At 71.6% G+C, this 24,444-nt stretch carries 11 protein-coding genes and 1 tRNA gene; 5 read left to right on the top strand and 7 right to left on the bottom strand.

Features of this window, described 5'->3' with window-relative positions; all coding sequences use genetic code 11:
- Nucleotides 1-91 precede the first annotated feature (91 nt).
- Nucleotides 92-331, bottom strand: a complete 240-nt coding sequence (locus tag ACWDXC_RS43360; protein ID WP_449992668.1) for a hypothetical protein — start codon at nt 329-331, stop codon at nt 92-94.
- Complete coding sequence (locus ACWDXC_RS43355) at nt 331-555, bottom strand: DUF6158 family protein (RefSeq protein ID WP_049559686.1); 225 nt, start codon at nt 553-555, stop codon at nt 331-333. Before ACWDXC_RS43355 ends, ACWDXC_RS43360 begins: the two co-directional genes overlap by 1 nt.
- Nucleotides 556-650: 95 nt before the next feature.
- Here ACWDXC_RS43355 and ACWDXC_RS43350 point away from each other — a divergent pair, with 95 nt between their 5' ends.
- The 3 genes from ACWDXC_RS43350 (at nt 651) to ACWDXC_RS43340 (ending at nt 3,366) form a co-directional block, all read left to right on the top strand.
- A complete protein-coding gene (locus tag ACWDXC_RS43350) occupies nt 651-1,583 on the top strand; it encodes a LysR family transcriptional regulator (RefSeq protein WP_219501723.1) in 933 nt (310 codons plus the stop codon).
- 82 nt (nt 1,584-1,665) lie between these two features.
- A complete protein-coding gene (locus ACWDXC_RS43345; protein WP_357586352.1) occupies nt 1,666-3,105 on the top strand; it encodes a S1 family peptidase in 1,440 nt (479 codons plus the stop codon).
- A 187-nt stretch (nt 3,106-3,292) separates the two neighbouring features.
- Nucleotides 3,293-3,366, top strand: a tRNA-Ile gene (locus tag ACWDXC_RS43340).
- A 417-nt stretch (nt 3,367-3,783) separates the two neighbouring features.
- Here ACWDXC_RS43340 and ACWDXC_RS43335 read toward each other — a convergent pair.
- Nucleotides 3,784-5,400 (bottom strand): tyrosine-type recombinase/integrase, encoded by a 1,617-nt coding sequence (locus ACWDXC_RS43335; protein WP_449992664.1) that lies wholly within the window; start codon nt 5,398-5,400, stop codon nt 3,784-3,786.
- A gap of 670 nt (nt 5,401-6,070) precedes the next feature.
- Between ACWDXC_RS43335 and ACWDXC_RS43330 the strand changes: the two genes are divergently transcribed.
- Together ACWDXC_RS43330 and ACWDXC_RS43325 are read left to right on the top strand one after the other, a co-directional pair.
- Nucleotides 6,071-6,838: an SDR family NAD(P)-dependent oxidoreductase gene (locus ACWDXC_RS43330; protein ID WP_246644271.1), complete on the top strand. Its 768-nt coding sequence runs from the start codon at nt 6,071-6,073 to the stop codon at nt 6,836-6,838.
- A gap of 649 nt (nt 6,839-7,487) precedes the next feature.
- Nucleotides 7,488-10,838, top strand: coding sequence for a S8 family serine peptidase (locus tag ACWDXC_RS43325; protein WP_449992661.1), 3,351 nt, complete (start codon nt 7,488-7,490; stop codon nt 10,836-10,838).
- 68 nt (nt 10,839-10,906) lie between these two features.
- On the opposite strand, the gene ACWDXC_RS43320 is transcribed toward ACWDXC_RS43325, so the two are convergent.
- From ACWDXC_RS43320 to ACWDXC_RS43305, 4 genes are read right to left on the bottom strand one after another with little or no spacing between them, the layout of a single operon-like run.
- Nucleotides 10,907-16,258 (bottom strand): non-ribosomal peptide synthetase/MFS transporter, encoded by a 5,352-nt coding sequence (locus ACWDXC_RS43320; RefSeq protein WP_449992658.1) that lies wholly within the window; start codon nt 16,256-16,258, stop codon nt 10,907-10,909.
- The gene (locus ACWDXC_RS43315) at nt 16,255-16,425 is read right to left on the bottom strand and encodes an MbtH family protein (RefSeq protein ID WP_344219774.1); all 171 of its coding nucleotides are present in this window, start codon (nt 16,423-16,425) and stop codon (nt 16,255-16,257) included. Before ACWDXC_RS43315 ends, ACWDXC_RS43320 begins: the two co-directional genes overlap by 4 nt.
- On the bottom strand, nt 16,422-22,847 hold the full coding sequence (locus ACWDXC_RS43310; protein WP_449992654.1) for an amino acid adenylation domain-containing protein: 6,426 nt from the start codon (nt 22,845-22,847) through the stop codon (nt 16,422-16,424). Before ACWDXC_RS43310 ends, ACWDXC_RS43315 begins: the two co-directional genes overlap by 4 nt.
- Nucleotides 22,837-24,426, bottom strand: coding sequence for a condensation domain-containing protein (locus tag ACWDXC_RS43305; RefSeq protein WP_449992651.1), 1,590 nt, complete (start codon nt 24,424-24,426; stop codon nt 22,837-22,839). The genes ACWDXC_RS43310 and ACWDXC_RS43305 overlap by 11 nt, the downstream gene beginning before the upstream one ends.
- Nucleotides 24,427-24,444: the final 18 nt, after the last annotated feature.

The following is a 24,444-nucleotide window of genomic DNA, read 5'->3' as shown; positions in this document are numbered from 1 at the left end:
GTCGGTCAGCTCATGACGACGGACCATATGACCATTGCAACCCAGCCTGGTGATCGATCTCAGCCGAACGACAAGATCTAACGGACACGGCCTAGTACTCGACCTCGAACGTGTGCGGCCCCAGCCCGTAGCCGTCGTCGCCCCTGGGCAGCACGTGCCCCTGGTCGATCAGCGTGCGCAGGCTGTCGCGCACCTCGTCCTCCTTCAGCCCGGTCGCCCGGACGAGCGAGCCGAAGCCGGCCCAGCCGTGCTCGACGGCTTCGCCGGCGATCGCCTCGTACACGTGGATGTCCACGTCCGAGAGGACCTGGACGTCATGATCGTCAGCCATCACCGCAACCTCGCCCCCTCGCGGAGCCGGTTCGGGTCGACGTCGCGCTCGGGGAAGCGGCGCAGGTACTCGGCCTCCATCTCGTTGGTGCGTGAGGTGTGCCGGTCAAGGGCGTCGTCAGAGCCGTGCATGAGTGTCTCGGTCCGGGTCGCGTGCAGTTGCCGCAGCTCGCGCAGCAGATCGTCGTCGCTGAGGGCTGCCGGGTCGATTCCCATCGTCGTCATGCGCTCCCCCTACCCCGGAAGCGCGCAACAATATATGTCACAATTCCTGACATATAGGCATTGTCCCGGAGATTGGACCGCCTTACCTTCCGGGTATGGACCTCGAGCTCCGGCACCTCAGAATCGTCCGCGCGGTAGCGGACGCGGGAAGTGTCAGCAAGGCCGCCTCCCTGCTCGGGTTAGCGCAGCCTGCTCTGACCGCCCAGCTGAAACGTATCGAGCGCATGCTCGGCGGCGCGCTGTTCGAGCGCGACCGTCACGGCGCCCGCCCCACCCGGCTCGGCGAGCTGGTGCTCGCCCGCGCCCGGGTGCTCCTGCCCGCCGCCAAGGAACTCCAGGAGGAGGCCGTACGGTTCGCGCACGCCCCCTCCCCCGGCTACCGGATCGGCGCGACGAACGGCCCCGTGCTCGGCGGGCTGGTCGACCGGCTCGCCGCCGAACGGAGCGTGACCACGTACACGAGCTGGTCGACCCACGAGCTCACCACGATGGTCGAGCTCGGCCGCCTCGACTACGTGCTCACCGGCGCGTGCGGCGAGGGCGGCGCCCCCACCGGCACGCTGGTGTGGGAGACGATCAGCCTCGACCCCGTCTTCGTGCTCATGGCCGACACCCACCCGCTGGCCAGGGAGAAGGAGGTGGAGCTCGGCGACCTGGCCGAGGAGCAGTGGGCCGCGACGCCCGGCGACGGCTGCTTCACCGACTGCTTCGCGACGGCGTGCGCGCGGGCGGGGTTCACGCCGCGCACGATGTACGAGACGGACCTCGCCACCTGCGCGCACCTGGCCCAGGTAGGACGGGCCGTGGTGCTCTGTCAAGCCACTCATCAGGCCGCGCCCGGTCTGGTCGTGGTGCCGCTGAAGAACGCGCCGCTGCGCTGGCGGCAGCTCCTCGGCCGGCATCCCGGCGCCGCCGACGCGCCCTGGGTGATGGTGCAGGCCAAACAGGCCCACCAGGAGGCCGTACGACGCAGCATCGTCTATCACGACTGGCTGGTACGAAATCCGGGTTTCGGCACCGCACCATAACATCGCGATAGGGGCGAAGTAGTACTCCTCGCTCAGTGGGCGGCTGGTTACTTTAACGGCACCCCAGCAGCAAGGAGACATCATGCTCCGCACTCCTGCCACCATCGCGATCGCGATCGGCGCGTTACTCGTGACGGCGACCCCGGCCGTCGCCGAGAAGCCACCCTCCGGCGTCGTCGACGCCATCCAGCGCGACCTCGGCATCACCCAGGAACAGGCGATCAACCGCCTGGCCAACGAGGCGCGCGGCAACAGGGCCGCCCCCGGCCTGCGCAAGAAGCTCGGCGACCGCTTCGCCGGGATCTGGTACGAAGGCGCCGAGAGCGCCCTCGTCGTGGCCACCGTCGACGCGGCCGACACCGCGGCGATCACCCGCGCCGGCGCGCGGGCCCGAGTCGTGCCCAGAACCCTGGCCGACCTCACCGCCGTCAAGGAGCGCCTGGACAAGGCCGCGCCGCCCGCGACCGTGCACGCCTGGTCGGTCTCCGTCGCCGACAACTCCGTCGTCGTCTGGGCCGCCGACCACGACGCCGCCCGCGCCTGGATGGCCACCGCCGGCGTGGACGCCAAGGCCGTCAAGCTGGAGCAGTCCGCCGAACGGGCCAAGCTCTTCTACGACATCCGCGGCGGCGACGCCTACTACACCGGCCCCTACCGCTGCTCGGTCGGCTTCGCGGCCCGGCGCGGCACCCAGATGGGCTACACCACCGCCGGCCACTGCGGCTCCACCGGCGACGCCACCCAGGGCCACAACCGGGTGGCGCAGGGCACGTTCCAGATCTCCTCGTTCCCGGGCAACGACTACGCCTGGGTGCAGACGAACGCCGACTGGACCGGCCCCGGCGTCGTCAACGGCTACTCGGCCGGCATCCTGCCCGTGCGCGGCGCGGCCGTCACCCAGCCCGGCGGCTCCGTGTGCCGCTCCGGCTCCACCACCCAGTGGCACTGCGGCACCGTCACCGCGCTCAACTCCACCGTGAACTACCCCGAGGGAACCGTCTCCGGCCTCACCCGCACCACCGTCTGCGCCGAAGGCGGCGACTCCGGCGGCTCGTTCATCTCCGGCGACCAGGCCCAGGGCATGACCTCCGGCGGCTCCGGCAACTGCACCAGCGGCGGCACCACGTACTTCCAGCCCATCGGGGAGATCATCTCGGTCGGCAACCTGACGCTGGTCACGAGCGGCGGCAACGACCCCGACCCGCCCACCGGCTGCGACGGCTACGAGGACACCTACACCGGCTCCCTCACCTCCGGCCAGAACGCCTACCAGCCCGACGGCTCCTACTACCGCACCACCACCTCGGGCACCCACGCGGCCTGCCTGGACGCCCCTGACAGCGCCGACTTCGACCTGTACCTCCAGCGCTGGAGCGGCTCCGCCTGGAGCACCGTGGCCAGGAGCGACAGCCCGAACGCCGACGAGTCCATCAGCTACAACGGCAGCGCCGGCTACTACCGCTACCGCGTCCACGCCTACAGCGGCTCCGGCTCCTACACCCTCGGCCTGAACCGCCCGTAACCCTGCTTCCCCCGGGCCGGGGAGCCCCGCGCTCCCCGGCCCTCCCACGCCCGAGGGTTTTATCCACTGTGATCCGACTTGGGCTCCATTCCGCCTGCCGGTCGTGGAATGATGTCCGAGGCAGCCGCGCGCACCGCCGGAAGCCACGGCGTCATGCTCTAGCCTTGAGGCCGTACAAATGAATCCAGGGGCGGTAGCTCAGCCGGTCAGAGCATCGGACTCATAATCCGTGGGTCGTGGGTTCAAGTCCCACCCGCCCTACTCACCAAAACCGCATCCGACCTGGGGTTTCTCGGTTCTCGCCACCCTCGTGTCTTGCCGTTGATCATGGCCGGTTGCTCCATGGTTGCTCTTGTGTGCGGACCGTGTACGCGGGTAGATCATTTAGACCGCCACTGTCAGCTCATACCCCTAAGACCAGCATCAGAACGCCAAGTTGAAAGCTCCGGCGGCACCGCTGGTCAGCGCGGTCTCATGCCCGGTCAAGTCTTGTCCAAGTCAGCTCGTCTTGCCTTGTCAGGCCTCTAGTGACCAGCAGACAAAGATCCCCTGCTTCTCGGGGGAGTCTGCTCGGCCCTTCTCAGCCGAAATCAGATACCGATCGGCGGTTCGACACCGTCATGGAGGGCAAACAAACAGGCCCGCCGGCGAATCGGCGGGCCTGCTGGGTTCGGTAGCTCAGGTGGTGACGTCGTCGATGTGGTTCGGCAGTGTGATCAGCCGGGCGGTCTGCGCGCCGCTGGCTGCGGTGTTGATGAGGGCTGCGGTGGATTCGGCGGCGGCGCGGGCGACTTCGGGGTAGACGCTGGTATAGGTGTCGCGGGTGAAGGTGGACGACACGTGCCCGAGTGTCTCCTGCACGACCTTCAGGTCGACTCCGGCGGCGAGCATGATGGACGCTGCCCCGTGCCGTAGATCATGCAGCCGCACCGGCGGCAACCCCGCCTGGAAGGCCAGCAGGTAGAACTGGTCGCTGACCTGCTGCGGATGCAACGCCCGGCCGATCTCGTCGGTGAAAACGAACCCGCTGTCCGTCCACGCCTCCCCCGCGGCCAGCCGCTCAGCGGCTTGGCGTTTGCGGTGCGCGCGCAGCGCGCCGACGGTATCGGCGTCCAACGCGATAGTGCGATCACTGGCCTCGGTCTTCGGCCTGCCCTGCACCGGCTCCCACCCCAGCTGGGTGATCTGCCAGTGCACCCCTGCCGTCCCGGCGGCCAGGTCGACGTCCTTCCACCGCAGCCCGACGGCCTCACCCCGGCGCAGCCCACGCAGCGCGATCAACCGGTACAGCGCGAACAACCGATGGGTAGCCGCCTGGGAGAGGAAAGCGAACGTGTGGGAGGGCGTCCACACCATCACCGGAGACGGACGCGGCACGGACGCATACACGTTGATCATGGCGGCGCGGCTGAGCCGCGCCCCGCACCGCCGCCGCCGCTCAACATCGAGCCGATCCTGCAGGTCACGGTTCCAGGCGGCCACCCGCTCCTCGGTCCACACCAGCGCCTTGGGAGATGCGGCGTCGGGAAGTTCGACGACCGCGGCGGGGTTGAAGTCGATCAGCCGGTCCTGCTTGATCGCGATGTTCAGCGCGTGCCGGAGAGTGGCGCGAATGCGGTGCATGGTGGCCGGGCCGACCGGCCGCCGATACCGCACCGTCGCCCGCTGCTCCGGATCGGCGCTGGCGCGGGCGGCAGTGATGGCGTCGTTGAACTCCTCGATCGCGTCGAACATGCCCGCCACGTCCGACACCCGCAGCCGGTCCAGCCGGATGTCACCGAGGTAGGGGGTGAAGTACAGGCGGATGTGCGCCTCGTACGAGCGGCGCGTGGTCACATCGATCTTCCGCTTGCGCCGCAGAAACTCCTCCATCCATTCAGCGACGGTGACGGTGGGATTGAGGTCCTGCCGGGTGCGGACCTTGCGCCGTACCTCCTCCACCGGCGGCAGCGCCTTGGTGTCCTTGAGCACCGACAGCATCAGCTCGGTGATCTTCCGCTGGATGTGCGGGTCCTCATCCAGCGCCAGCAGGGCGCGGGCGTGCTCCAACTCGGCCTCGGCCTCCTCCAGTGTGGCGAAGCCGCGCCGTCGCAGGGGGTTACGCCGAGATCCGTCGGCGTGCGCGGGCAACTCGAGCTGATAGGCCCAGCGGCCGTGGGCGCTGCTCCAGCGTTCTCCGCCGCCGGGGCGCCGCAGCTTCGGGCACGCCTTGCCCAGCCTCTTGCCGGTCGCCTCATCCCGGCAGGAACACGTCTTGAAGGTGGTTCCGTTCATCTGCGTCGTCTTGCCCTTCATGTCCTGATCGGCTGCTGACCGCGTCGTCGCTGTTCGACGACGCCTTTCCTTCGCACCCCTACGACCGGCTGGACACACCATCGCCCCTGGGCGATGGGTCCCTGCACGACCCGACCTGCGGGTTGCCCGGCGCGTCGCGCGGGACGCGGTCACGCCGTCAGGCGACCCACGCATGGGCAGCGGGCCAAGGCCCGGATTGCAGCCGTCGCGTGGCACGCACACGGCCGGGGTGGCCGTTGTGGAACGCCCACGGGCCGCTGGTCGGGGGCGGTGGTATCGACGCCCACCTTCACCGCCCGCGTCAAGCGATATCCCCTGGTCACGTTCCCCGGGACACACATGATCCGGCCAGGCACGCCGCCGGCGTGGCCTCCCGGGCGGCAGCCGGCCGCAGATGGCCCCATTCACGTACACAACCGCATCTCGGCCGTCATGGCGGGAGAATGCAGCAAGGCTCGGCTAAACGGAAAGAAAGTACTGTCAGCATCCTCGTCCCGATCTGGCGGGCGACCATTGTCCGATCACCATCCAAATACCGGCTCGAAGAGCCGAATCAGGACAGCGCGGTAGACCACGCCTTGGTCAAATCGAAGTAAGCACCCGCTCCGATCGCCTCGAGCACCACAGGCCACACGCGATCTCAGCGCCCTGGCCAGGAACACAGCACGTCATGCCCACGGCAGCACCAACATCAGGAAACATCACCGGCGGCATCGGCGGCATCGGCGAGGCCACCGCTGCCGCCCTGGCGGCGAAGGGCGCACGGGTCGTCCTCGCCGTACGCGACCAGACCCGCGGGCGCGCGGCCGCCGCCGAGATCGGCGGCCTCACCGAGTCACGCCCGCTCGACCTCGGATCGCTGGCCTCCGTGCGTGAGTTCGCCCGCACCGTGGACGCCCCCATCGACTATCTGATCAACAACGCCGGTTCCATGACCCCTACCCTGCAGCACACCACCGACGGCTTCGAGAGCCAGCTCGGCGTCAACCATCTCGGGCACTTCGCGATGACGAATCTGCTCCTGGGTCAGATCGCCGGGCGGGTGATCACCGTGTCCTCCACCAACTACCGCAGCGCGCACCTCGACTTCGAGGACCTGCAGTGGCAACGACGGCCCTACCGGCCGTTCGGCGCCTACGGACAGACCAAGCTGGCCAACCTGCTGTTCACCCGCGAACTGCAGCGCCGCCTGAACAGGGCCGGCTCACCGATCCTGGCCACGGCAGCGCATCCCGGCTGGGCGGCCACCGGATTCACCATGACCACCGGCCGGCGGATCCTTGACCACACCCTCGCACTGGGAACGCGGCTCCTGGCCCAAAGCCCCGAAGGCGGCGCCCGGCCGACCCTGCTGGCCACCGTCGGCAACGTCCCCGGCGCCAGCTTCTCCGGCCCCAGCCGGTTCGGGGTACGCGGCCCCGCCGCCCTCGAAGAATAGTCCGGCGCAGCAGTCGACGATGACGCCGCACACAAGCTCTGGGAGGTCTCCGAACACCTCACTCACGTCGAGTTTCCCCTGCCCACCACGTGAGCAGTAGATCGCGCCCCTGCAGCCCCGTCCATGACCGGCTGCCCGGGGCGGCTTCCCCACCGACGCCTCCCCGCGGCGCCGGCTTCACGGCCGGCGCTTCTCCTTGTCCGTCGGCGGCACCTTGCCCGCCGCCGTTGCTTGAGGACGTGGCATGCGCAGGCCCCCGAGAGCTTCGCCGCGCATGATCGCAGCATAGGATCGTGCAGGATTTCTGCAAGGACTTGCAGCGATTCCGGAAGCATTCAGGGCGTCATTAGTTCCCTGTTTGAGCGAAATATCCTCTTTTGAGTGCATAAGTCCTGCCGTCGAACTGGCCGCAGTCGGCGGCGATGCCGACCCGCCGCACGCGTAGAGATCATTGGGCTCTATATTCGATCTCGTCAGCGTCGAAATTTGCTGAAACCTTCCAAGCATCTCCCTGGTACTAGGAGAATCGATGCGTAGATCGTTAGCCGCGCTGCTCGGCCTTGCGCTTGCCGCGGCGCCGACCCCGGCGGTCGCCTCCGCCGCACCACCGCCTGCGTCCCAAGCAGGGGCGAACTCCCAGCGCATTACGTTGATCACCGGAGACGTCGTCACGGTGTCCAGCGGTCGTGACGGCCTGCAGTTGCTGGCCTTCGAGCCAGGCTCCGGCCGCGAGGGGATCGGCTACCGGGTCACCAGGGGCCGCGACGGCGCCCTGTCGGTCGTCCCGGGTGACGCCCTCGACCTACTCGCCAACGGGCGGCTGGACCCGCGTCTGTTCGACCTTGACCGCCTGATCGACGATCACTATGGCGACGACAAGAGCAAGGTGTTGGCCGTACTCGTGCAGAGCCCCAAGGGCCGCTCGGCCGCCGGAGCCCAACAGGTGATGAAGGATGCCAAGCTCCGAAAGTCGCTGCCACGGCTCGGGATGAGCTCCTTCGCCGTGGACAAGACGAAGACCACCGCACAGTGGAAGGCGTTGGTGGGCGGCAAGCGCTCGCCGCGCAGCTTCGCCGGTGAGGTGGGCAAGCTGTGGCTGGACGGCCGGGTCAAGGCCACGCTGACCGAGAGTGTGCCGCAGATCGGCGCTCCGCAGGTCTGGCAGTCGGGTCACACCGGTGAGGGTGTGAAGGTGGCGGTGCTCGACACCGGCTACGACACCGACCATCCGGACCTGGCGGGCAAGGTGATCGACTCGCAGGACTTCACCGGCCAGGGCGTGGAAGACGTGGCCGGACACGGCACGCACGTCGCCGCCACGATCGCCGGGACCGGGGCGACCACGAGCGGGGCGGGCAAGGGCGTGGCGCCGGGGGCCGACCTGGTCGTCGGCAAGGTGCTCGGCAACGACGGCTCCGGCGTCGAATCCGACATCATCGCGGGGATGGAGTGGGCCACGACGACCGCCGGCGCGAAGGTCGTCAACATGAGCCTCGGCGGGCCGGACACCGCGGGCGTCGACCCCATGGAGCAGGCGGTGAACGACCTGTCCGCGCAGACGGGCGCATTGTTCGTCATCTCCGCGGGCAACGAGGGGCCTCGCTCGCAGACCATCGGCTCTCCAGGCTCGGCGGACGCCGCGATCACGGTGGGGGCGGTCGACAAGCAGAACGTGCTGGCCGAGTTCTCCAGCAGCGGGCCCCGCGTGGGAGACCTCGCCGTCAAACCCGACATCACCGCGCCGGGAGTGGACATCGTCGCCGCGAGAGCGGGCGGTGGCCTGCGCTCGGCGTCGGGGACGTCGATGGCGGCGCCGCACGTGGCGGGCGCGGCGGCGCTTTTGGCGGAGCTGCACCCGGATTGGCCGGTCACCCGGCTGAAGGCGGCTCTGACCAGCAGCGCCGTTCCCACCCCTGGGCTGACCGCCTTCCAGCAGGGCACCGGCCGGGTGAATGTGAACGCCGCCGCGACAGCTACGGTGATCGCCGAGGGAGCCCCGGTCTTCGGCTCGGTGCCCTCGACCGCGAACACGCCGGTCACCCGTACCGTCAGCTATCGCAACCTCGGCAGCACACCTGTCACCCTGATCCTGGAGGTGAGTGCGGCCGGGGCTCCGGCCGGCCTCTTCACGGTGAGCGCGACCAGCGTGACCGTTCCCGCCAGCGGGACCGCGGACGTCACCGTGACCGTCGACGGCCACGGCCGGCCGGTCGGCTCCTATTCCGGGCAGCTCACGGCCACCACCGGCAGCGAGGTCATTCGCACGGCCATCGGCGCCTACGTCCAGCCCGAGCAGCACACGCTGGACCTCATCGTCAAGGACCGCCTGGGCGCACCGGCCAACACCACGGTGTGGGTCTTCTCCCGCCAGTCGGACACCGAGACGCCGGTCGCGATCGCCGGCGGCAGTGGCACGGTCAACCTGCCGGCAGGCTCCTACTACCTCGGCGCTCTCATCAAGACCGACGACACGTGGACGATGGCGGTCGTGCCCGCGGACATGTCGCAGGACCGGACGATCACCCTCGACGCGCAGCAGGCGAGGAAGGCCACGGTCACGGTCGGCGAGCCGACCGCCCGGCAGATCCTGCACGAGACGTACGTGAACTTCCACTACGGCGTCGACGACGGGCTCTATACCGGGTTCAGCATGGCGGATTACGTCCTCCCGGTCAGCGACCAGGGCATCACCTACACCGCCATCGCCTACTTCGACAAGGAAGGTTCCTCGGCGACCACTCCCAGCCCGTACTTCTACCGCATCGTCGACCAGCGCAGCGGGGTGCCCAGCGAACCGACCTTCCAGGGAACGCCGGCCAACCTGACGAAGGTCGACGTCACCTACCGGGGCACGGCCTCGTACGCGAGCCTGCTCGTCCAGCCCGAGTTCGACACGGGGCTCAGCTCTCCGGCGGCCCTGATCTACTCGCCGGTCAAGATGCCGTCGGTGGTGACCGAGTACCGGACGCCGGGACGCTGGCGCGGCCTGCTCCGGTTCGACGGAAAGCAGGTTCTCGCCGATCCCCGGGAGTTCGGCCCCGGCCTGGACAACACGGAGACGTGGAACGGCGCGGTCATCGGCCCCGCGCTCCCCGCGAAAAGCACCTACTGGAGTGGTACGGCTTGGCGTGACAACAACGAGATGGTGTTCAACTACATCAAGCTCCACTCCGACTCGGAAGCCGGTCACGGTGGTGAGAACGCCGACACCGAGGGGTCGATGCGCCTGTTCCGCGACGGCCAGCAGATCTGGTCCAATTTCGTGAAGCCGCGTACCTGGCTCGTCCCGGTGACCGTCCCGGAGGCCGGCTCGCAGTACAAGCTCACCGCTTCTGCCACCAACAGAAATGACGCCACGTCCATTCAGATCGATACGGAATGGACCTTCACCTCCGATGCCACGGCGAACGGGCCGCTCCCGCTGATGGTGGTGCGGTATCGGCCGGACGGACTGGACGAGATGAACCGCGCTGCGGCCGGGACCGTGACCCCCGTGGTCACCACCGTCCAGCGGGAGCCGGGCCAGGCCGTCACGTCCCTGACCTCCTGCCTGATCGAGTCCTCCGTCGACGACGGCTCCACCTGGACGACGGTGTCCCAAGGGTCGACGTGCGGGACCCCGCAGATCACCAACCCGGCCGGCCCCGGCTTCGTGTCCTTGCGCGCGACGCTGGCCGATCAGGCGGGCAACACCGCCAAGCAGACGATCATCCGGGCATACCAGGTGAAGGAGGCGCCGGGGTCGACGCGCATCCGCGTGCAGAAGGACGCGGGGGCGGGCAACAGGATCACGATCCGCGGCAACGTCAGCCCGCTCACCTGGTCTGCCGGTCGTGACTGCGTGAAGGTCTCGACCGCTGTGTGGGACTGCTGGGTGCCGGGCATCCCGGCCGGCCAGGCGTTCGAGTACAAGCCGTTGATCAACGACTCTGTGTGGTCGATCGGGAGCAACTACCACGGTGTGGGAGGAACCACCCAGGAGATCACGCCCACCTTCTGACCGAGACCGGACCGGGCTTCCCGCGGGGCGGGAAGCCCGGTCTTCTCAGCGTCGAGTGTCCCCACGCGTCAGGTTCGGCGGCGTGCCGCGACGGTCTCGTAGCCGATCAGGTCGTCGGGGACCGCGTCGGGGACGATCTCGTCGAATCTCGCCAGCACCCGGACCCGCATGGCGGCCAGCGCGATGACGGCGATCGCGGCGGCGAAGCAGACGTACATGAAGCCGATGCCGCGTCCGGCGCCGACGCCGATGACGGCGCCCACGGTGCCCGCGAGCGGTCCGCCTGGGGCCAGCAGCGGTTCGAACAGCGCCGCGCCGTACGGCGCCACCAGGCCGAAGCCGATCGGGAGGGTGGACCAGGCGACCAGGGTGTTGAGCGCGATGACCCGGCCGTGGTACCGCTGCGGCACCTTGACCTGGATGATCGTGGCGTAGACCCCGTTGACGAGCGTGAGGCACAGCGACATGCCGAACGCGCCCACGGCGATCGTCTGCACGTTCGCGTGCAGCCCCGTGACCAGGCAGGCGAGCGACAGGGCGAGGGTGGCGAGCAGCACGCCGCGCAGCCGCCGCCGGCGAGGGCCGCCCCACACGGCCATCGCCAGGCCGCCCGCGAGCGTGCCGAGGCCCCCGGCGAACGACACCTGCGCCACGTCCGGCAGGCCCGCGAACGCCAGCACCAGCGGCGAGATTATCAGGAAGAGCGGCGAGAGGAAGACGTTCAGCACCGCGAAGAAGCCGAGCATGCCGCGGAAACCCCGGTTGCCCCAGGAGTAACGCAGCCCGTTCAGCATCTCGGTGACGATCGGTTCCCTGCGCGTGGCGGCCATCGTCCGGGGGAAACGCGTCACGATCACCGCGGCGATCGCCACGACGTAGCTCGCCACGTCGATGGCGAGGATGCCCTCGACGCCGATGGCGGCCATCAGCCCGGCCGCGACGAGGGGCACGACAAGCTGCGCCGAGCCCGTCGCCATCTGCACGACGCCGTTGGCATGACCGAGGAAACGTTTGGGCACGAGCTGCGGTATCGCCGACGTGTACGCCAGACGCTGGAACGTCAGGGCGACCGACAGGCAGGCCAGCAGCGGGTAGACGTGCCAGGTCGTCAGTCCCCCGGTCCAGAGCAGCGCGCCGAAGATGAGCTGGGTGGACAGCGCCGCCGCGTCGGCGGCGAGCAGCACCCTGCGCCGGTCGAAGCGGTCCACCACGACTCCGGCCAGCGGCGCGATCAGGATGCCCGGCACGAGTCCGAGCACCGCGAGCAGCGCGAAGCTCACCAGGGATCCCGTCGTGGTGTAGATCCAGATGGGGATCGCGAACTCGGTCAGCGCGGCGCCGATCATCGACACGAGCTGACCTGCCGCGATGACGCCGAAGCGACGCATGCTCGGTCGCGGTCCTCGGTGCTCGGGCGGCGGGTCGTCCGCCGTGGACGCGTCCTGCAGCCACCAGGTGGAGGTCTCGGTGCGGCCGAGCCGATCGGGCTCGGCCTCGGCGAGGGCGACGTGCGTCCGGGTGACGATCTCGGCGAGCTCGGCGGCGCGGTAGCGCAGGAAGAAGTGGCCCGCCTCGTCCAGCACGGCCACGGCCGTGGTGGCGCTCAGCAGGTGCCATTCGCGGAAGCGTTCCTGGTAGAACTCGGTCGCCGGGTCGCGCTCGCCCACGACCGAGATGATGGGGACGCGTAGTGGCCGTCCGTCCTGTTCGAACAGCCGGGTGAAGTAGCGCTCCGCCTCCCGGGTGCCCTTTCTGCGGTTGTCGATGACCAGCTTGAGCTGGTCGCGTCCCAGCTCGTCCACCTCCAGTCCGGCCGCCCGCAGCGCGTTGGCCCACAGCTGGTCGCTGCGCAGGCGCTCCAGCGCCTCGGTGACCCCCGTCCACCGGGTTCTCGCGAAGGGGAAGGTGCCGCCCAGGTAGACGGCGTCCACCTCGCGTCCGGCCGCCTCCAGTCGGCGGGCGATCTCGACCGTCAGCATGACGCCGAGCCCGCAGTGGCCGTACAGGACGAGCGGGCCCGCCACCTTCGCCAGGATCTCCTCGGCGCACGCGGCCGCGACCTCGTCGAGCGGCCTGGACTCCTCCCCCAGCTCGTGGCCGGGGACCGCGATGGAGTACAGGGCCCAGCGGGCGGACAGCGCGTCGGCCAGCGGCTTGTAGATGACGGCGCTGCCGCCGCCGTACGGAGCGCACACGATGGTCCCGGTCGCCTGCCGGGCGGGCGTGAGCCGGTGCAGCAGCACGCGCGGCCCGTCCTCGCCGCGTTCCAGGAGCCCGGCCAGCTCGCGGACGGTGGGATGGCGGAACAGATCCATGATGGTGACCAGCCGACCCGGGGCGACGGCGCGCAACCGGGCGACGACCTGCATCGCGAGCAGGGAGTGCCCGCCGAGGTCGAAGAAGTCGTCGGCCGCGCCGACCTCGTCCACGCCGAGCACGGCCGACCAGACGGCGGCCACCGCCTGCTCCGTCGGCGTAGCGGGCGGTTCCCACTCGGTCTCGCGGTCGAGGCCGGGCTCGGGCAGCGCGTCCCGGTCGACCTTGCCGTGCGCCTTCAGCGGCAGGGTGTCCAGCCAGACGTACCGGCTGGGGATCATGTAGTCGGGCAGCAGCGCCCGCAGGGCCTCGCGGAGGTCCGCCGCGCCGGGCCGGGGACCGGCCTCCGGCCCGGCCAGGTAGGCGACGAGCCGGTCCGACCGGAGTTCCGCCACCGCCTGGGAGACGCCCGGCAGCGTGGTGAGCACCGACTCGATCTCGCCGAGCTCGACCCGGTAGCCGCGGATCTTCACCTGGTGGTCGGTCCTGCCGAGGAACTGCAGGTTTCCGTCGGGCAGCCAGCGGCCGAGGTCGCCGGTGCGGTACAGCCGCGCCCCCGGCGGGCCGTACGGGTCGGGGACGAACCGCTCGGCGGTCAGGCCGGGCCTGCCGAGGTATCCGCGGGCCAGCCGGTCGCCGCCCAGGTGGATCTCGCCGGGGACGCCCACGCCGACGGGACGCAGGTGCTCGTCCAGGACGCGTACGACCGCCCCGGGCAGCGGCCTGCCGATCGGCAGGGTCGCGCCGCCATGGGCGCCGGCCGGGTCGACGGCATAGGTCGTCATGCCCACGGTGGCCTCGGTGGGACCGTAGTGGTTGACGACCGCGCACCGTCCGGCCGCCACCACCTCGTCCGCGAGCGCCTGACCGGCCGCCTCTCCCCCGAGGATCAGCAGCCGCTTGGGCAGCAGCTCCGCGGCGGGGGCATCGGCCAGCAGCGCCGCCAGATGCGACGGGGTGATCTTCATGTAGTCCGGGCCGATGCCGGCGAGCGTCTTGGCCAGCTCGGGGGCCGAGGTGCGGGCGGGCACCAGGTGCAACGTCCCGCCCGTCGCCAGCGACAGGTAGAACACCGTCACGCCGAAGTCGAAGGCCAGCGACTGGAGCAGCACGAACACGCCCCCCTGCACGACGCCCAGCCGCTCGCGGACGCCGAGGAGGTAGGTGACGGCCTCGCGGTGCTGGACCGCGACCCCCTTGGGGGTGCCGGTGGTCCCGGAGGTGTAGATCACATACGCGAGGTCCCCGGGCCGCACGTCCGCGTCCACCGGGCCGTCCTCCTCGACATCGGTGTCGTCCAGGGTGAACGTGGGCAGGCCGGGAGGCAGCCGGTCCCGCGTCCCCTCGGTGACGACGGCGGCCAGGGCGCCCGAGTCGGACACGGCGTGGGCCAGGCGGCCCGCCGGGTGCTCGGGATCGAGCGGCACGTACGCGCCGCCCGCCTTGAGCACGCCGAGGACGGCGACCGCCACGTCGGCCGACTGCTCCATGCACACCGCCACCCGCGTGTCCCTGCCGACGCCGCGCCGTCGCAGGAACCGGGCCAGCCGGTTGGCCCTGCGCTCCAGCTCGCCGTACGTGAGGGTGGTGTCGCCGCAGGCCACCGCCGTGGCGGACGGGTGGCCACCGGTCAGCTCGTGGAGCAGCCGCCGCTCGGGCCGTGGGAGGGAGGGCACGGTGCCGAACGCCAGCACCTCGGCCCGTTCGGCGGCGTCGAGCAGGTTCAGCTCGGAGATCCGGGTGGACGGCTCGGCGGCGACGGCGGCGAGCAGGGCCACGAACCGGGCGGCCAGGCATTCCATCGTCTCGGGCAGGAAGAGCGCCGTGTTGTAGACGATGTGGCCGTCCAGCCCGTCGCCGGTCTGCCGCAGGTAGAGGGTGAGGTCGAAGCGCGTGGTGGCGGCGTCCACGCGGTACTCGGCCATGCGCAGCCCGGTCGCCCAGCGGGCGGGGGCCTGGAAGTTCTGCAGGGCGAACATGACCTGGAACACCGGCGAGCGGCTGACGTCGCGCTTCACGTTGAGTTCGCCGACGAGCCGGTCGAAGGGCAACCCCTGGTGGGCGAAGTCGTCGAGCGTGGCATCGCGCACCCGGTCGAGCAACTCGGTGAAGGACGGGTCGCCGCTGAGGTCCGCCCGCATCGCCAGCGTGTTCACGAAGACGCCCACGGTGCGTTCCAGCTCCGGCGTCTCCCGGCCGCTGACGGGCGAGCCGACCGCGAAGTCCCGCTGGCCGGAGTGGCGGAACAGCAACACCTGGAAAGCGGCCAGCAGGGTCATGTACAGAGACGCCCCTCGGCCGCTCGCCAGGTCGGCGACGCGTCCGGTCGTCTCCTGCCCGACCTTGAAGCGCAGCCCCGCGCCGGTGAACATCTGCTCGGCCGGCCTGGGCAGGTCGGTGGGCAGGTCGAGTGCCGGCACGCCGGACAGCCGCCGCGTCCAGTACGCCGGCTCCTGTTGCCTTTCTTCCTGGGCTCGCTGCCAGAGGGCGTAGTCGCCGTACTGCACCGGGGGCTCCTCCAGCGGGGACGGCTCACCGGCCCGGAAGGCGTCGTGCAGGGTGAGCGCCTCGCTGAGCACCAGGTCGTAGGACCAGCCGTCGATGACCGCGTGGTGAGCGGTCAGCAGCAGCACGTGCTCCTCCGGGCCGAGCCGGACGAGCAGGGCGCGCAGGAGCGGCCCCGTCGTCAGGTCGAACGGCCGGGCGAGCTGGGCGGCGCACAGCTCCGCCACGCCGGCCTCGTCGGACTCGACGACGGTGAACTCCACCATGGGCTCGTCGTCGATCACGACCGCGGGCCGTCCCTCGCCGTCGGTGACGAAGCGCGTGCGCAGGCTCTCGTGGCGGGCCGTGACCTCCCGCAGCGCGCGGGCCAGCGCCTCGGCGTCGAGGTCGCCGGAGAGCCTGGTGCCGAGCGGCACGGTGTAGGCGGCGGTCCCCGGCGCGTACTGCTCCATGAACCACAGGCGTTCCTGGGCGTGCGACAGCGGCGGCGTCCGACCCTCAGGGCGCCTCAGGACGGACAAGGAGGCGGCGCGGCGGCGCAACAGCCCGGACAGCACCGCCTGCTTGGCCGGGGACAGCCCGTCGTCGAGTGTGGTCATCGGGCGCTCAGCGGACGCATGTCCGTCCAGACCTCGTCGATGTGGGCCAGGCAGTCCTCCCTGCCGCCGGTGAAACCGGTCCGCCGCCAGCCCTCGGGAACCGTCCGGTCGCCGGGCCAGAGGGAGTACTGCTCCTCGTCGTTGATCACTACGTGGTACGTCGTCACTGATCCTCGTCTTTCTGGTCGAGCAGGCGCAGCGCCTCCTCGTCGGACAGCCCGGCGAGCGAGTCGAGAAGCAGTGCCTCGACCGCGCCGGCGAACTCCGCCACCGTGCGCCGGGTGAACAGTGCCCGGATCGGCACCTCGACGCCGATCAGCGCCCTGAGCCTGGCCGCGATGCGGACGGCGAGCAGCGAGTGCCCGCCGAGGTGGAAGAAGTCGTCGTACGCGCCGACGGCGGCGACGCCGAGCAGGTCCGCCCAGACCTCGGCGACCAGCGCCTCGGCGTCGGTGCGCGGCGCGACGAAGGAACGTTCCCTGGCGGGCCCGGGGGCGGGAAGCGCCGCGCGGTCGACCTTGCCGTTCCCGGTGAGCGGAAGCCGGTCCAGGAGCGTCCAGGCGCCCGGCACCAGGTGCGCGGGGAGCCGTTCTTCCGCGTGGCGGCGCAGTTCCTCCGCCGTCGCACGTCCCACCACGTACGCGACCAGCAGGTCGCCGCGGGCGGCGACGGCCGCCTGGCCCACGTCCGGATGGGCGAGCAGGCAGGCCTCGACCTCGCCCGGTTCGATCCGGTAGCCGCGCACCTTGACCTGGGAGTCGAGCCGTCCGAGGAACTCCAGGGTGCCGTCGCGCCGCCACCGGCCCCGGTCGCCGGTGCGGTAGAGCCTTCCGCCTCCCGGTGTGAACGGGTCGGGTGTGAACGACGCCGCCGTCGTCGCGGGACGTCCCGCGTAGCCGCGCGCCACCCCCGCGCCTCCTACGTAAAGCTCGCCGGGAGCGCCCGGCGGCACCGGTTCGCCGCCCTCGCCGAGCAGCCACACCGTGGTCTCGCCCACCGGCCGGCCGATGGCCGGGCGCAAGCCGTCGTCCACCAGGTCGGCGGACGTGGCGATGACCGTCGCCTCGGTCGGGCCGTAGGTGTTGACCAGCCGGACGCCGGGGAAGCGGCGCTTCCACCTCGACACCGCGGCGGCGTCCGCCTGCTCCCCGCCGAGGATGACCAGACGGAGCGACGGCGGCCAGTCCACCTCGTCCACGACGTCGACCAGGTGGTGCCAGTAGGCCGTGGGCAGGTCGAGCACGGTGACGTCCCTGCCCTCAGGGGAGGCGAGCAGGTCGGGCAGGGCGGCGCCGCCGTCCGGCAGGAGAAGCAGCGTGGCCCCCGAGACCAGCGTCGGGTACACCTCCTCGACGTGGGCGTCGAAGCCGAGCGAGGCGAACTGCACGACGACGTCGCCGGGTCCCAGCTCGTACGCGGCGGCCATCCAGCGGGTGCGGGCCGTCAGCGCGGCGTGCTCGACCACCACACCCTTGGGGGTGCCGGTCGAGCCGGAGGTGTAGATGACGTACGCGGCGTCACGCGGGCGCGGCTCCGGCTGCGCGAGCGCTTGCCCGGACAGGTTCCGCAGGTCGGCGGGGGTGAGCACGGCCGCGGCGCCGCTGTCGGCGACCAGCCGCTCCCGCCTGGGGGCGGGGTCGGCGGGGTCGAGCGGCAGGTAGGCGGCGCCGGCCCGGAGCACACCGAGCAGCGCGACGACGGCGTCCATGCCACGCGGCAGCGCCACTCCGACGACGTGCCCGCGGCCGACGCCGCTCCGGTGAAGGGTGGCGGCCAGCGCGTCGGCCCGCGTCACAAGCTGTCGGTAGGACAGCAGGTCGCCGCCGCACCGCAGGGCGACGGCGTCAGGAGTGTGCTCGGCGCTCCGGGCGACGAGCGCGGGCACCAGCCCTGCGGCGAGGACGGGTGCGGGGCCGGCGGCGACGGGTGCGGGGCCTGTGGCCAGGGCGCGCAGCTCGGCGTCGTCGGCGGGCGTCAGCAGGGGCAGCGAGCTCATCCGGCGGCCGGGGTCGGCGACGATCCCCTGGCAGAGGGTGTGGAACCGCTCGGCCAGCCGCTCCACCGTCGTCGCGTCGAACAGATCGGCGTCGTAGGTGAGGACCAGCGACAGAGCGCCGGGCTCGCGCCACACGTCGAGCGCCAGGTCGAGCTTGGCCTGGGCGTGGCCGTCCTCGAACAACTCCGCCTCCAGGCCGCCGAAGCGGGCGCCGGGCGCGTGCGGACCGGTGTCCTGGCTGTGCAGGATCATCATCGTCTGAAACAGCGGTGTCCGGCCGAGGTCGCGCCCGATGCCGAGCTCGTCGACGAGCAGCTCGTACGGCACCTCCCGGCCGGCCAGGTCCTCCATGACGGTCCGCCGGGCGGCGGCCAGGAGGTCGCGGAACGACGGGTCGCCCCGCAGGTCGGCGCGCAGGGCGACGGTGTGGGTGAGGTTGCCGAACACCGGCTCCAGCTCGACGCGGTCCCGTCCGGCGGTCACTGAGCCCACCACGACGTCGTCCTGGCCGCAGTGCCGCGACAGCAGCACCTGGTACGCGGTCAGCAGGACCATGAACAGGGTGGCGTCGTGCTCCCTTGCCACCCGTTCCAGCCCGGCTGCCGTCTCCTCCGGCAGGTGGGCACGGACGCGGCCCCCACGCCGCATGCCGGCGGACGTCCGGGGGCGGTCGGTGGGCAGGTCGAGCACCGGCGGGTCGGCGAGCCTGCGCCGCCAGTACGCCAACGGCGCCGACAGGTCCCTGCCGCGCTGCCAGGCGGCCACGTCCCCGTGCTGCAGGACGGGCTCGGTGAGCCGGCGGCCCGCGTACAGTCCTGCCAGGTCGTCCATGAGGACGTTGAGCGACCAGCCGTCGCCCAGGATGTGGTGGATCACCCAGCACAGGACGTGGTCGTCGTCGGCGAGCCGGACGAGGGTGAGGCGATACGGCGGCGCGGCGGCCAGGTCGAACGGCGCGTTGACGCGGGCGGCCACCAGCCTGCGGGCCTCGTCCTCGTCACGGGCGGCGAGATCCTCCCACTCGTCCTTGTCGCGGGCGGCGAGGTCCGCCCGTTCGTCCTCGTCGGAGGCGACGAGGTCCTCCCATTCCGGTCCCGCCGAGGGGTGGACGACGGCGATCGGCACGCCGTCCGCCTCGGGGAAGCTGGTGCGCAGCGACTCGTGCCGCGCGCGGGCCCCCGCGACCGCGCGGGCGAGCGCCGCCCGGTCCAGTGGGCCACGCAACCGCCGGACCAAGTACATGTTGGCGGAGCTGTCGTCGGGATTGAGCCGCTGCAGGAACCAGAGCCGCTCCTGGGCCGCCGACAGCGGCGGCGGTGTGCCCGGCGGGCGCGGGACGACCCGTACGTCGCCTCCCGGCCGGGCCGCGGTGCCGTCCCCGGTGTCGAGCTCCGCGGCGAGCGCCGCGACCGTGGGGTGGTCGAACAGAGCCCGTACCGCCACCTCGGTCCCGAGCGCCCGGGTGAGGCGGGCGGCGGCGCGGGAGGCGAGCAGCGAGTGGCCACCGAGGTCGAAGAAGCCGTCGTCCGCGCCCACGGCGTCGAGGCCGAGCACCTCGGCGAAGACCTCCGCCACCAGGCGCTCGGCCGGCGTCGCGGGCGGCCGGTCACCGCGTACGACGTCCGGGTCGGGCAGCGCGGCCCGGTCCACCTTGCCGTTGGGGGTGAGCGGCAGCGCGGGCACCGGCACGAACGACGCGGGCACCATGGGCGCCGGCAGCATCGCGCGGGCGTGCGCGGCCAGCGCTTGCGGAATCGCCTCGCCATGCCCCTCCGGTGCGGAGGACTCGCCGGAGCTGTCCGGCCCGGAGAGGGCGCCTGGCCTGTCCTGCCCGGAGAGCGCGCCGGACCCTTCCGGCGCGAAGGGGGTACCGGAGCTGTCCGGCGCGAAGGGTGTGCTGGAGCTGTCCGGCGGTGGGGGTGCGCTCGTGGGCACGACGTAGGCGACGAGCCGGTCGCCGCGCACCACGACCGCGGCCTGCGCGACCGAGGGGTGCTCCATCAGCCGCGCCTCCACCTCGCCCGGCTCGATGCGGTGGCCGCGCAGCTTCACCTGCTCGTCGGTCCTGCCCAGGCATTCGACCTCGTCACCGCGCCACCTGGCCAGATCGCCCGTGCGGTACATACGGGTGCCCGGCGGCCCGTAGGGGTCGGGGAGGAAGCGCTCGGCCGTGAGCCCCGGCCGGCCGGGGTATCCGCTGGCCAGGCCGTCACCGGCGATGAACAGTTCGCCGGTCGAGCCGTCGGGCACCGGCTCCATCCGGCGGTCCAGCACGTACAGGCGGGTGTTGGCAATGGGACGGCCGACGCGGACGGCGCCGGTGACGCCGGCCGGCACCTCCCAGCAGGACGACCAGATGGTGGTCTCAGTGGGTCCGTACACGTTCCAGAGTCGTGCGACGCGGGGCCGCAGTTCGGTGGCGAGCGGCCCCGGCAGCGCCTCCCCGCCCGTGAGCGCGACGGCGCCGGGCCGGTGGAAACCGGCGTCGAGCAGCATGCGCCACCCTGACGGCGTGGCCTGGAGATGAGTGACGCCGGCGGCCGCGGCCAGGGCCGCGAGCCGGGAGCCGTCGCGGATGTCCTCGTCGGAGGCGATCACGACGGTGCCGCCGGTGATCAGCGGCAGGTACAGTTCCAGGGCCGAGATGTCGAACGACAGCGACGTGGAGGCCAGCCACACGTCGTCCGGGCCGGCTTCGAGCTGGTCGCGGAACGACAGCAGCAGGTTCGCCAGGGCTCCGTGGCTGATGGCGACGCCCTTGGGCCTGCCGGTGGAGCCGGAGGTGTAGATCACGTACGCGAGGTCGGAGGCGACAGCCGGTTCGCCGGGCTCGTCTTCCGGCTCCTCCCCGTACGGCTCGTCGAGGAGCAGCGATGGCAGGTCGCCCGGCAGGCGCGTGCTCAGGCCACGCTGCGTGAGCAGCAGCTGCGCGCCCGAGTCGGCCAGCACGTACGCCAGCCGCTCGGCAGGGTGTCCCGGGTCGAGCGGGAGGTAGGCGGCCCCGGCCCGGACCACCGCGAGGAGCCCGGTGAGCAAGTCGATCGAGCGCGACGCGCAGATCGCGACGAGTGTGCCCCGCGCGGCGCCGGCAGCGCGCAGCCGCCGGGTCAGCGCGCGGCTGCGGGCGTCGAGTTCGGCGTAGGTGACCCGCTCGTCCCCGCAGATCGCCGCGACCGCGCCGGGCTTGCCGCCGAGCAGGTCGGCGAGCGTGACGCCGGGGCAGGACGTCTCGGGACCGCCCGCCCTGGCGAGGATCGCCGCCCGCTCTCCGGGGGCGAGCAGGTCGAGCCGCGCCAGCGGGGTGTCGGGATGGGCGACGACCTGGCCGAGCAGCGCCTCGAACCGGGCCGCCACGCGTTCGACGGTTCCGTGTTCGAACAGCCCGGCGTCGTAGACGAACCTCGCGGTCAGCCCGTCCGCTGACGGGTGGACCTCCAGGGAGAGGTCGGCCTGGGCGTGGGCCGTGTCCACGGTGAACGGTTCGGCCGCGAGACCATGGAGGGCCGGCCGGACGGTGTTCTCGTGGTGCAGGCCGAACTGGGCGCGCAGCAGCGGGTTCCTGCCTCCGTGGCGGCCGGGGGCGAGTTCCTCGGCCACGCGGGAGAACGGCACGTCCCGCCGGGACAACGCTCCCAGCACGGCGGTCCTGGTACGGGTGAGAAGCTCTGCGAAGGACGGGTCACCGGTCAGATCGCCCCGGAGGACGACGGTGTTGATGAGCGGGCCAACGACCTCCTCCAGCTCCGGCCGGTCCCGGGTGGAGACGGCCGAGCCGACGCAGACGTCGTCCTGGCCGGTCTGCCGGGCCAGCAGGAGCTGGTAGGCGGCGAGCAACGCCATGAAAGGGGTGCATCTCCGGCTTCTGGCCAGCTCGGCGACACCGCGGCTGAGCCCGGCGGGCAAGCGCAGCACGACCGTGCCCGCACCGGACGCGGCGGACCCGCCGGACGCACGGGACGCGCCGTCGCGGCGAGGGCGGTCGGTCGGCAGGTCGAGGACCGGGGCCCCCTTCAGCCGTTCGCGCCAGTAGGCGAGCGCGGCCACGTCCACGGCGCGTGCGCGCTCGTCCGCGGCGTGCAGGGCGTGGCCGCGCGGGGGCGGGAGGTCGGCGGGCACTCCGGTGACGAACTCCGTGTAGAGCGACGCCAGCTCCGAGGTGAGCAGTCCGATCGACCAGCCGTCGGCCGCGATGTGATGCACGGCCAGGTGCAGCACGTGGTCGCGCTCCCCGAGCCGGATCAGCGCGGCCCGCAGGATCGGCCCCTCGGCCACGTCGAACGGCGTCCGGGTGCGCTCGGCCACGGCGTCGGCCGCCCGGCGCTCCCGCTCGCCCTCGGGGTGGGAGGTGAGGTCGAGGCGGTCCAGCGGGGGGATCGGTCCCGGCACCGCGACCGGTTCACCGTCGCGGGCCGGGTAGCGCGTACGCAGCGTCTCGTGTCGCGACACCAGCGCGGCCAGGGCCCGTTCCAGCGCGTCCGCGTCGAGTTGGCCGCGAAGCCTTTCGGAGATGAACAGGTTCGAGGAGGAGTCGGCGGGGTCGTACCGCTGCAGGAACCACAACCGTTCCTGAACGTAGGAGACGTCAGCCCGCATGGCGCACCGCGAGCGGAGGAAGGACATGACCGGGGCGGTCGGCGGCGGCGCGGGCGCACCGGAGGAAGGCGTCGGCCAGTTCGGCCGCGGTCTCAGGGTCATAGCCGTGGTGGTTGTAGACGACAGCGCAGTGCATGGAGCCGTCCCGCTGCTCCTCGACGATGAGCTCGGGGGCGCTCAGGTCCAGCTCGCCGGGGTTGGCCGACCATTCCAGCGCCTCCTGCTCGCGCGGGAACGGGAACGGCTCGGACGCCAGGCCGGGGAAGTGCGGCGCGCCGAAGCTCTCGTAGTGGATGCGCGACGGGAACGGCACGCGCAGCCGGGCGTCCTGGTACGCGTGGAGCTGGTGGGCCACGGCGCCCACGGCGACGTCCCGCACCCGGTCGAGCAGCTCGGCGTAGCCGGGGCGGCCGGAGACGTCGAAGCGCAGGATCAGCGACTGCACCAGGCAGCCGACGAGGGTCTCGTGCTCGGGCAACGTCCTACCTGGCACGGGCGACATCACGACGATGTCGGTGCGGCCGGTCCACTCGGCCAGCAGCCAGGTCCAGCAGGCGGCGACCGCCATGAACGTGGTGGCGCCGCGCTCGCGCGCGATCTCGGCCAGCCGGTCGCGCAGCGCGTGCTCGACCTCGAAGGCGTGCCGCCGCCGGGAGAACCGGCTCGTCTCCCTGCGCCCCGGGAACGGGCTCAGGTCCGTGGGAGCGCCCTCCAGCACGCGATCCCAGTACGGCTGGTTGACCGGCCACTGCTCGCGGGCGAAGCGGCAGTAGTCGGTGTAGGTGATCGGCAGGGGCCGCAGCGGGTCGGGGTGTCCCGTGGACAGCGCGGAGTAGAGGAGGGCGAGCTCCCTCAGCAGCACGCCGAAGGAGAACCCGTCGAACGCGAAGTGGTGCACGGCCAGGACGAGGACGTGGTCGTCCGCGTCGTCGTCCTGGCCGATGTGGACGACGAGGGCTCGCACCAGCGGGCCGGCGATGGCGTCGTCGAGGCGCATGCGCTCGTGCCACACGATGCGGCCGGCCTCGGCCTCGTCCGCCGCCCGTTTCTCGGCGACCTGCGGCGGACGGTCGGCGACGATCTCCACCGTCCCGTCGGGCCGGACCACGGTGCGCAGCGCCTCGTGGCGGGCCACGAGCGCGTTCAGCGCACGGGTGAGCAGCGGCACGTCCAGCTCGTCCCTGATCCTGATCGCGGTGCAGCAGGAGCCGATGTCGCGCACGTCCTGGGAGCCGTGAAGCCGGGGCTCAAACATCCAGTACAGGAAGTCCTCCTGCTGGGTGCTGAGCGGGACGGCCGACGGCGGGGCCTGCGGCAGCGGGGTGAGGGGTGCGTCACCGGCCCGCGCGCCGTCGATCCAGCGGGCCTGCCCGGCGAGTTCGGGCCGGTCGAAGGCGAGCGCGGCGGTGGCGGGCACGCCGAACCGCTCGCCGACCAGCGCGGCGAGCCTGGTGGCGCGGAAGGAGTCGCCGCCCAGGGCGAAGAAGTTGTCCTCAGGCGAGACGCGCGAAAGGCGCAACACCTCGCGCCAGATCCCCCCGAGCACGTCGAGCGTCGGCGACGCGACCGGTGCGGTCATCGCTTCCCCCAGTCGAGC

It is taken from the genome of Nonomuraea sp. NPDC003214 (assembly GCF_053590035.1).
This window is presented reverse-complemented; position numbering and strand designations above follow the sequence as displayed.

Excerpts from the sequence above, each read along its gene's own strand:
- ACWDXC_RS43305 (WP_449992651.1), bottom strand. The coding sequence starts at position 24,426 with ATGACCGCACCGGTCGCGTCGCCGACGCTCGACGTGCTCGGGGGGATC.
- ACWDXC_RS43310 (WP_449992654.1), bottom strand. The coding sequence starts at position 22,847 with ATGCGGGCTGACGTCTCCTACGTTCAGGAACGGTTGTGGTTCCTGCAG.
- ACWDXC_RS43355 (WP_049559686.1), bottom strand. The coding sequence starts at position 555 with ATGACGACGATGGGAATCGACCCGGCAGCCCTCAGCGACGACGATCTG.
- ACWDXC_RS43330 (WP_246644271.1), top strand. The coding sequence starts at position 6,071 with ATGCCCACGGCAGCACCAACATCAGGAAACATCACCGGCGGCATCGGC.
- ACWDXC_RS43335 (WP_449992664.1), bottom strand. The coding sequence starts at position 5,400 with ATGAAGGGCAAGACGACGCAGATGAACGGAACCACCTTCAAGACGTGT.
- ACWDXC_RS43320 (WP_449992658.1), bottom strand. The coding sequence starts at position 16,258 with ATGACCACACTCGACGACGGGCTGTCCCCGGCCAAGCAGGCGGTGCTG.
- ACWDXC_RS43360 (WP_449992668.1), bottom strand. The coding sequence starts at position 331 with ATGGCTGACGATCATGACGTCCAGGTCCTCTCGGACGTGGACATCCAC.
- ACWDXC_RS43350 (WP_219501723.1), top strand. The coding sequence starts at position 651 with ATGGACCTCGAGCTCCGGCACCTCAGAATCGTCCGCGCGGTAGCGGAC.
- ACWDXC_RS43345 (WP_357586352.1), top strand. The coding sequence starts at position 1,666 with ATGCTCCGCACTCCTGCCACCATCGCGATCGCGATCGGCGCGTTACTC.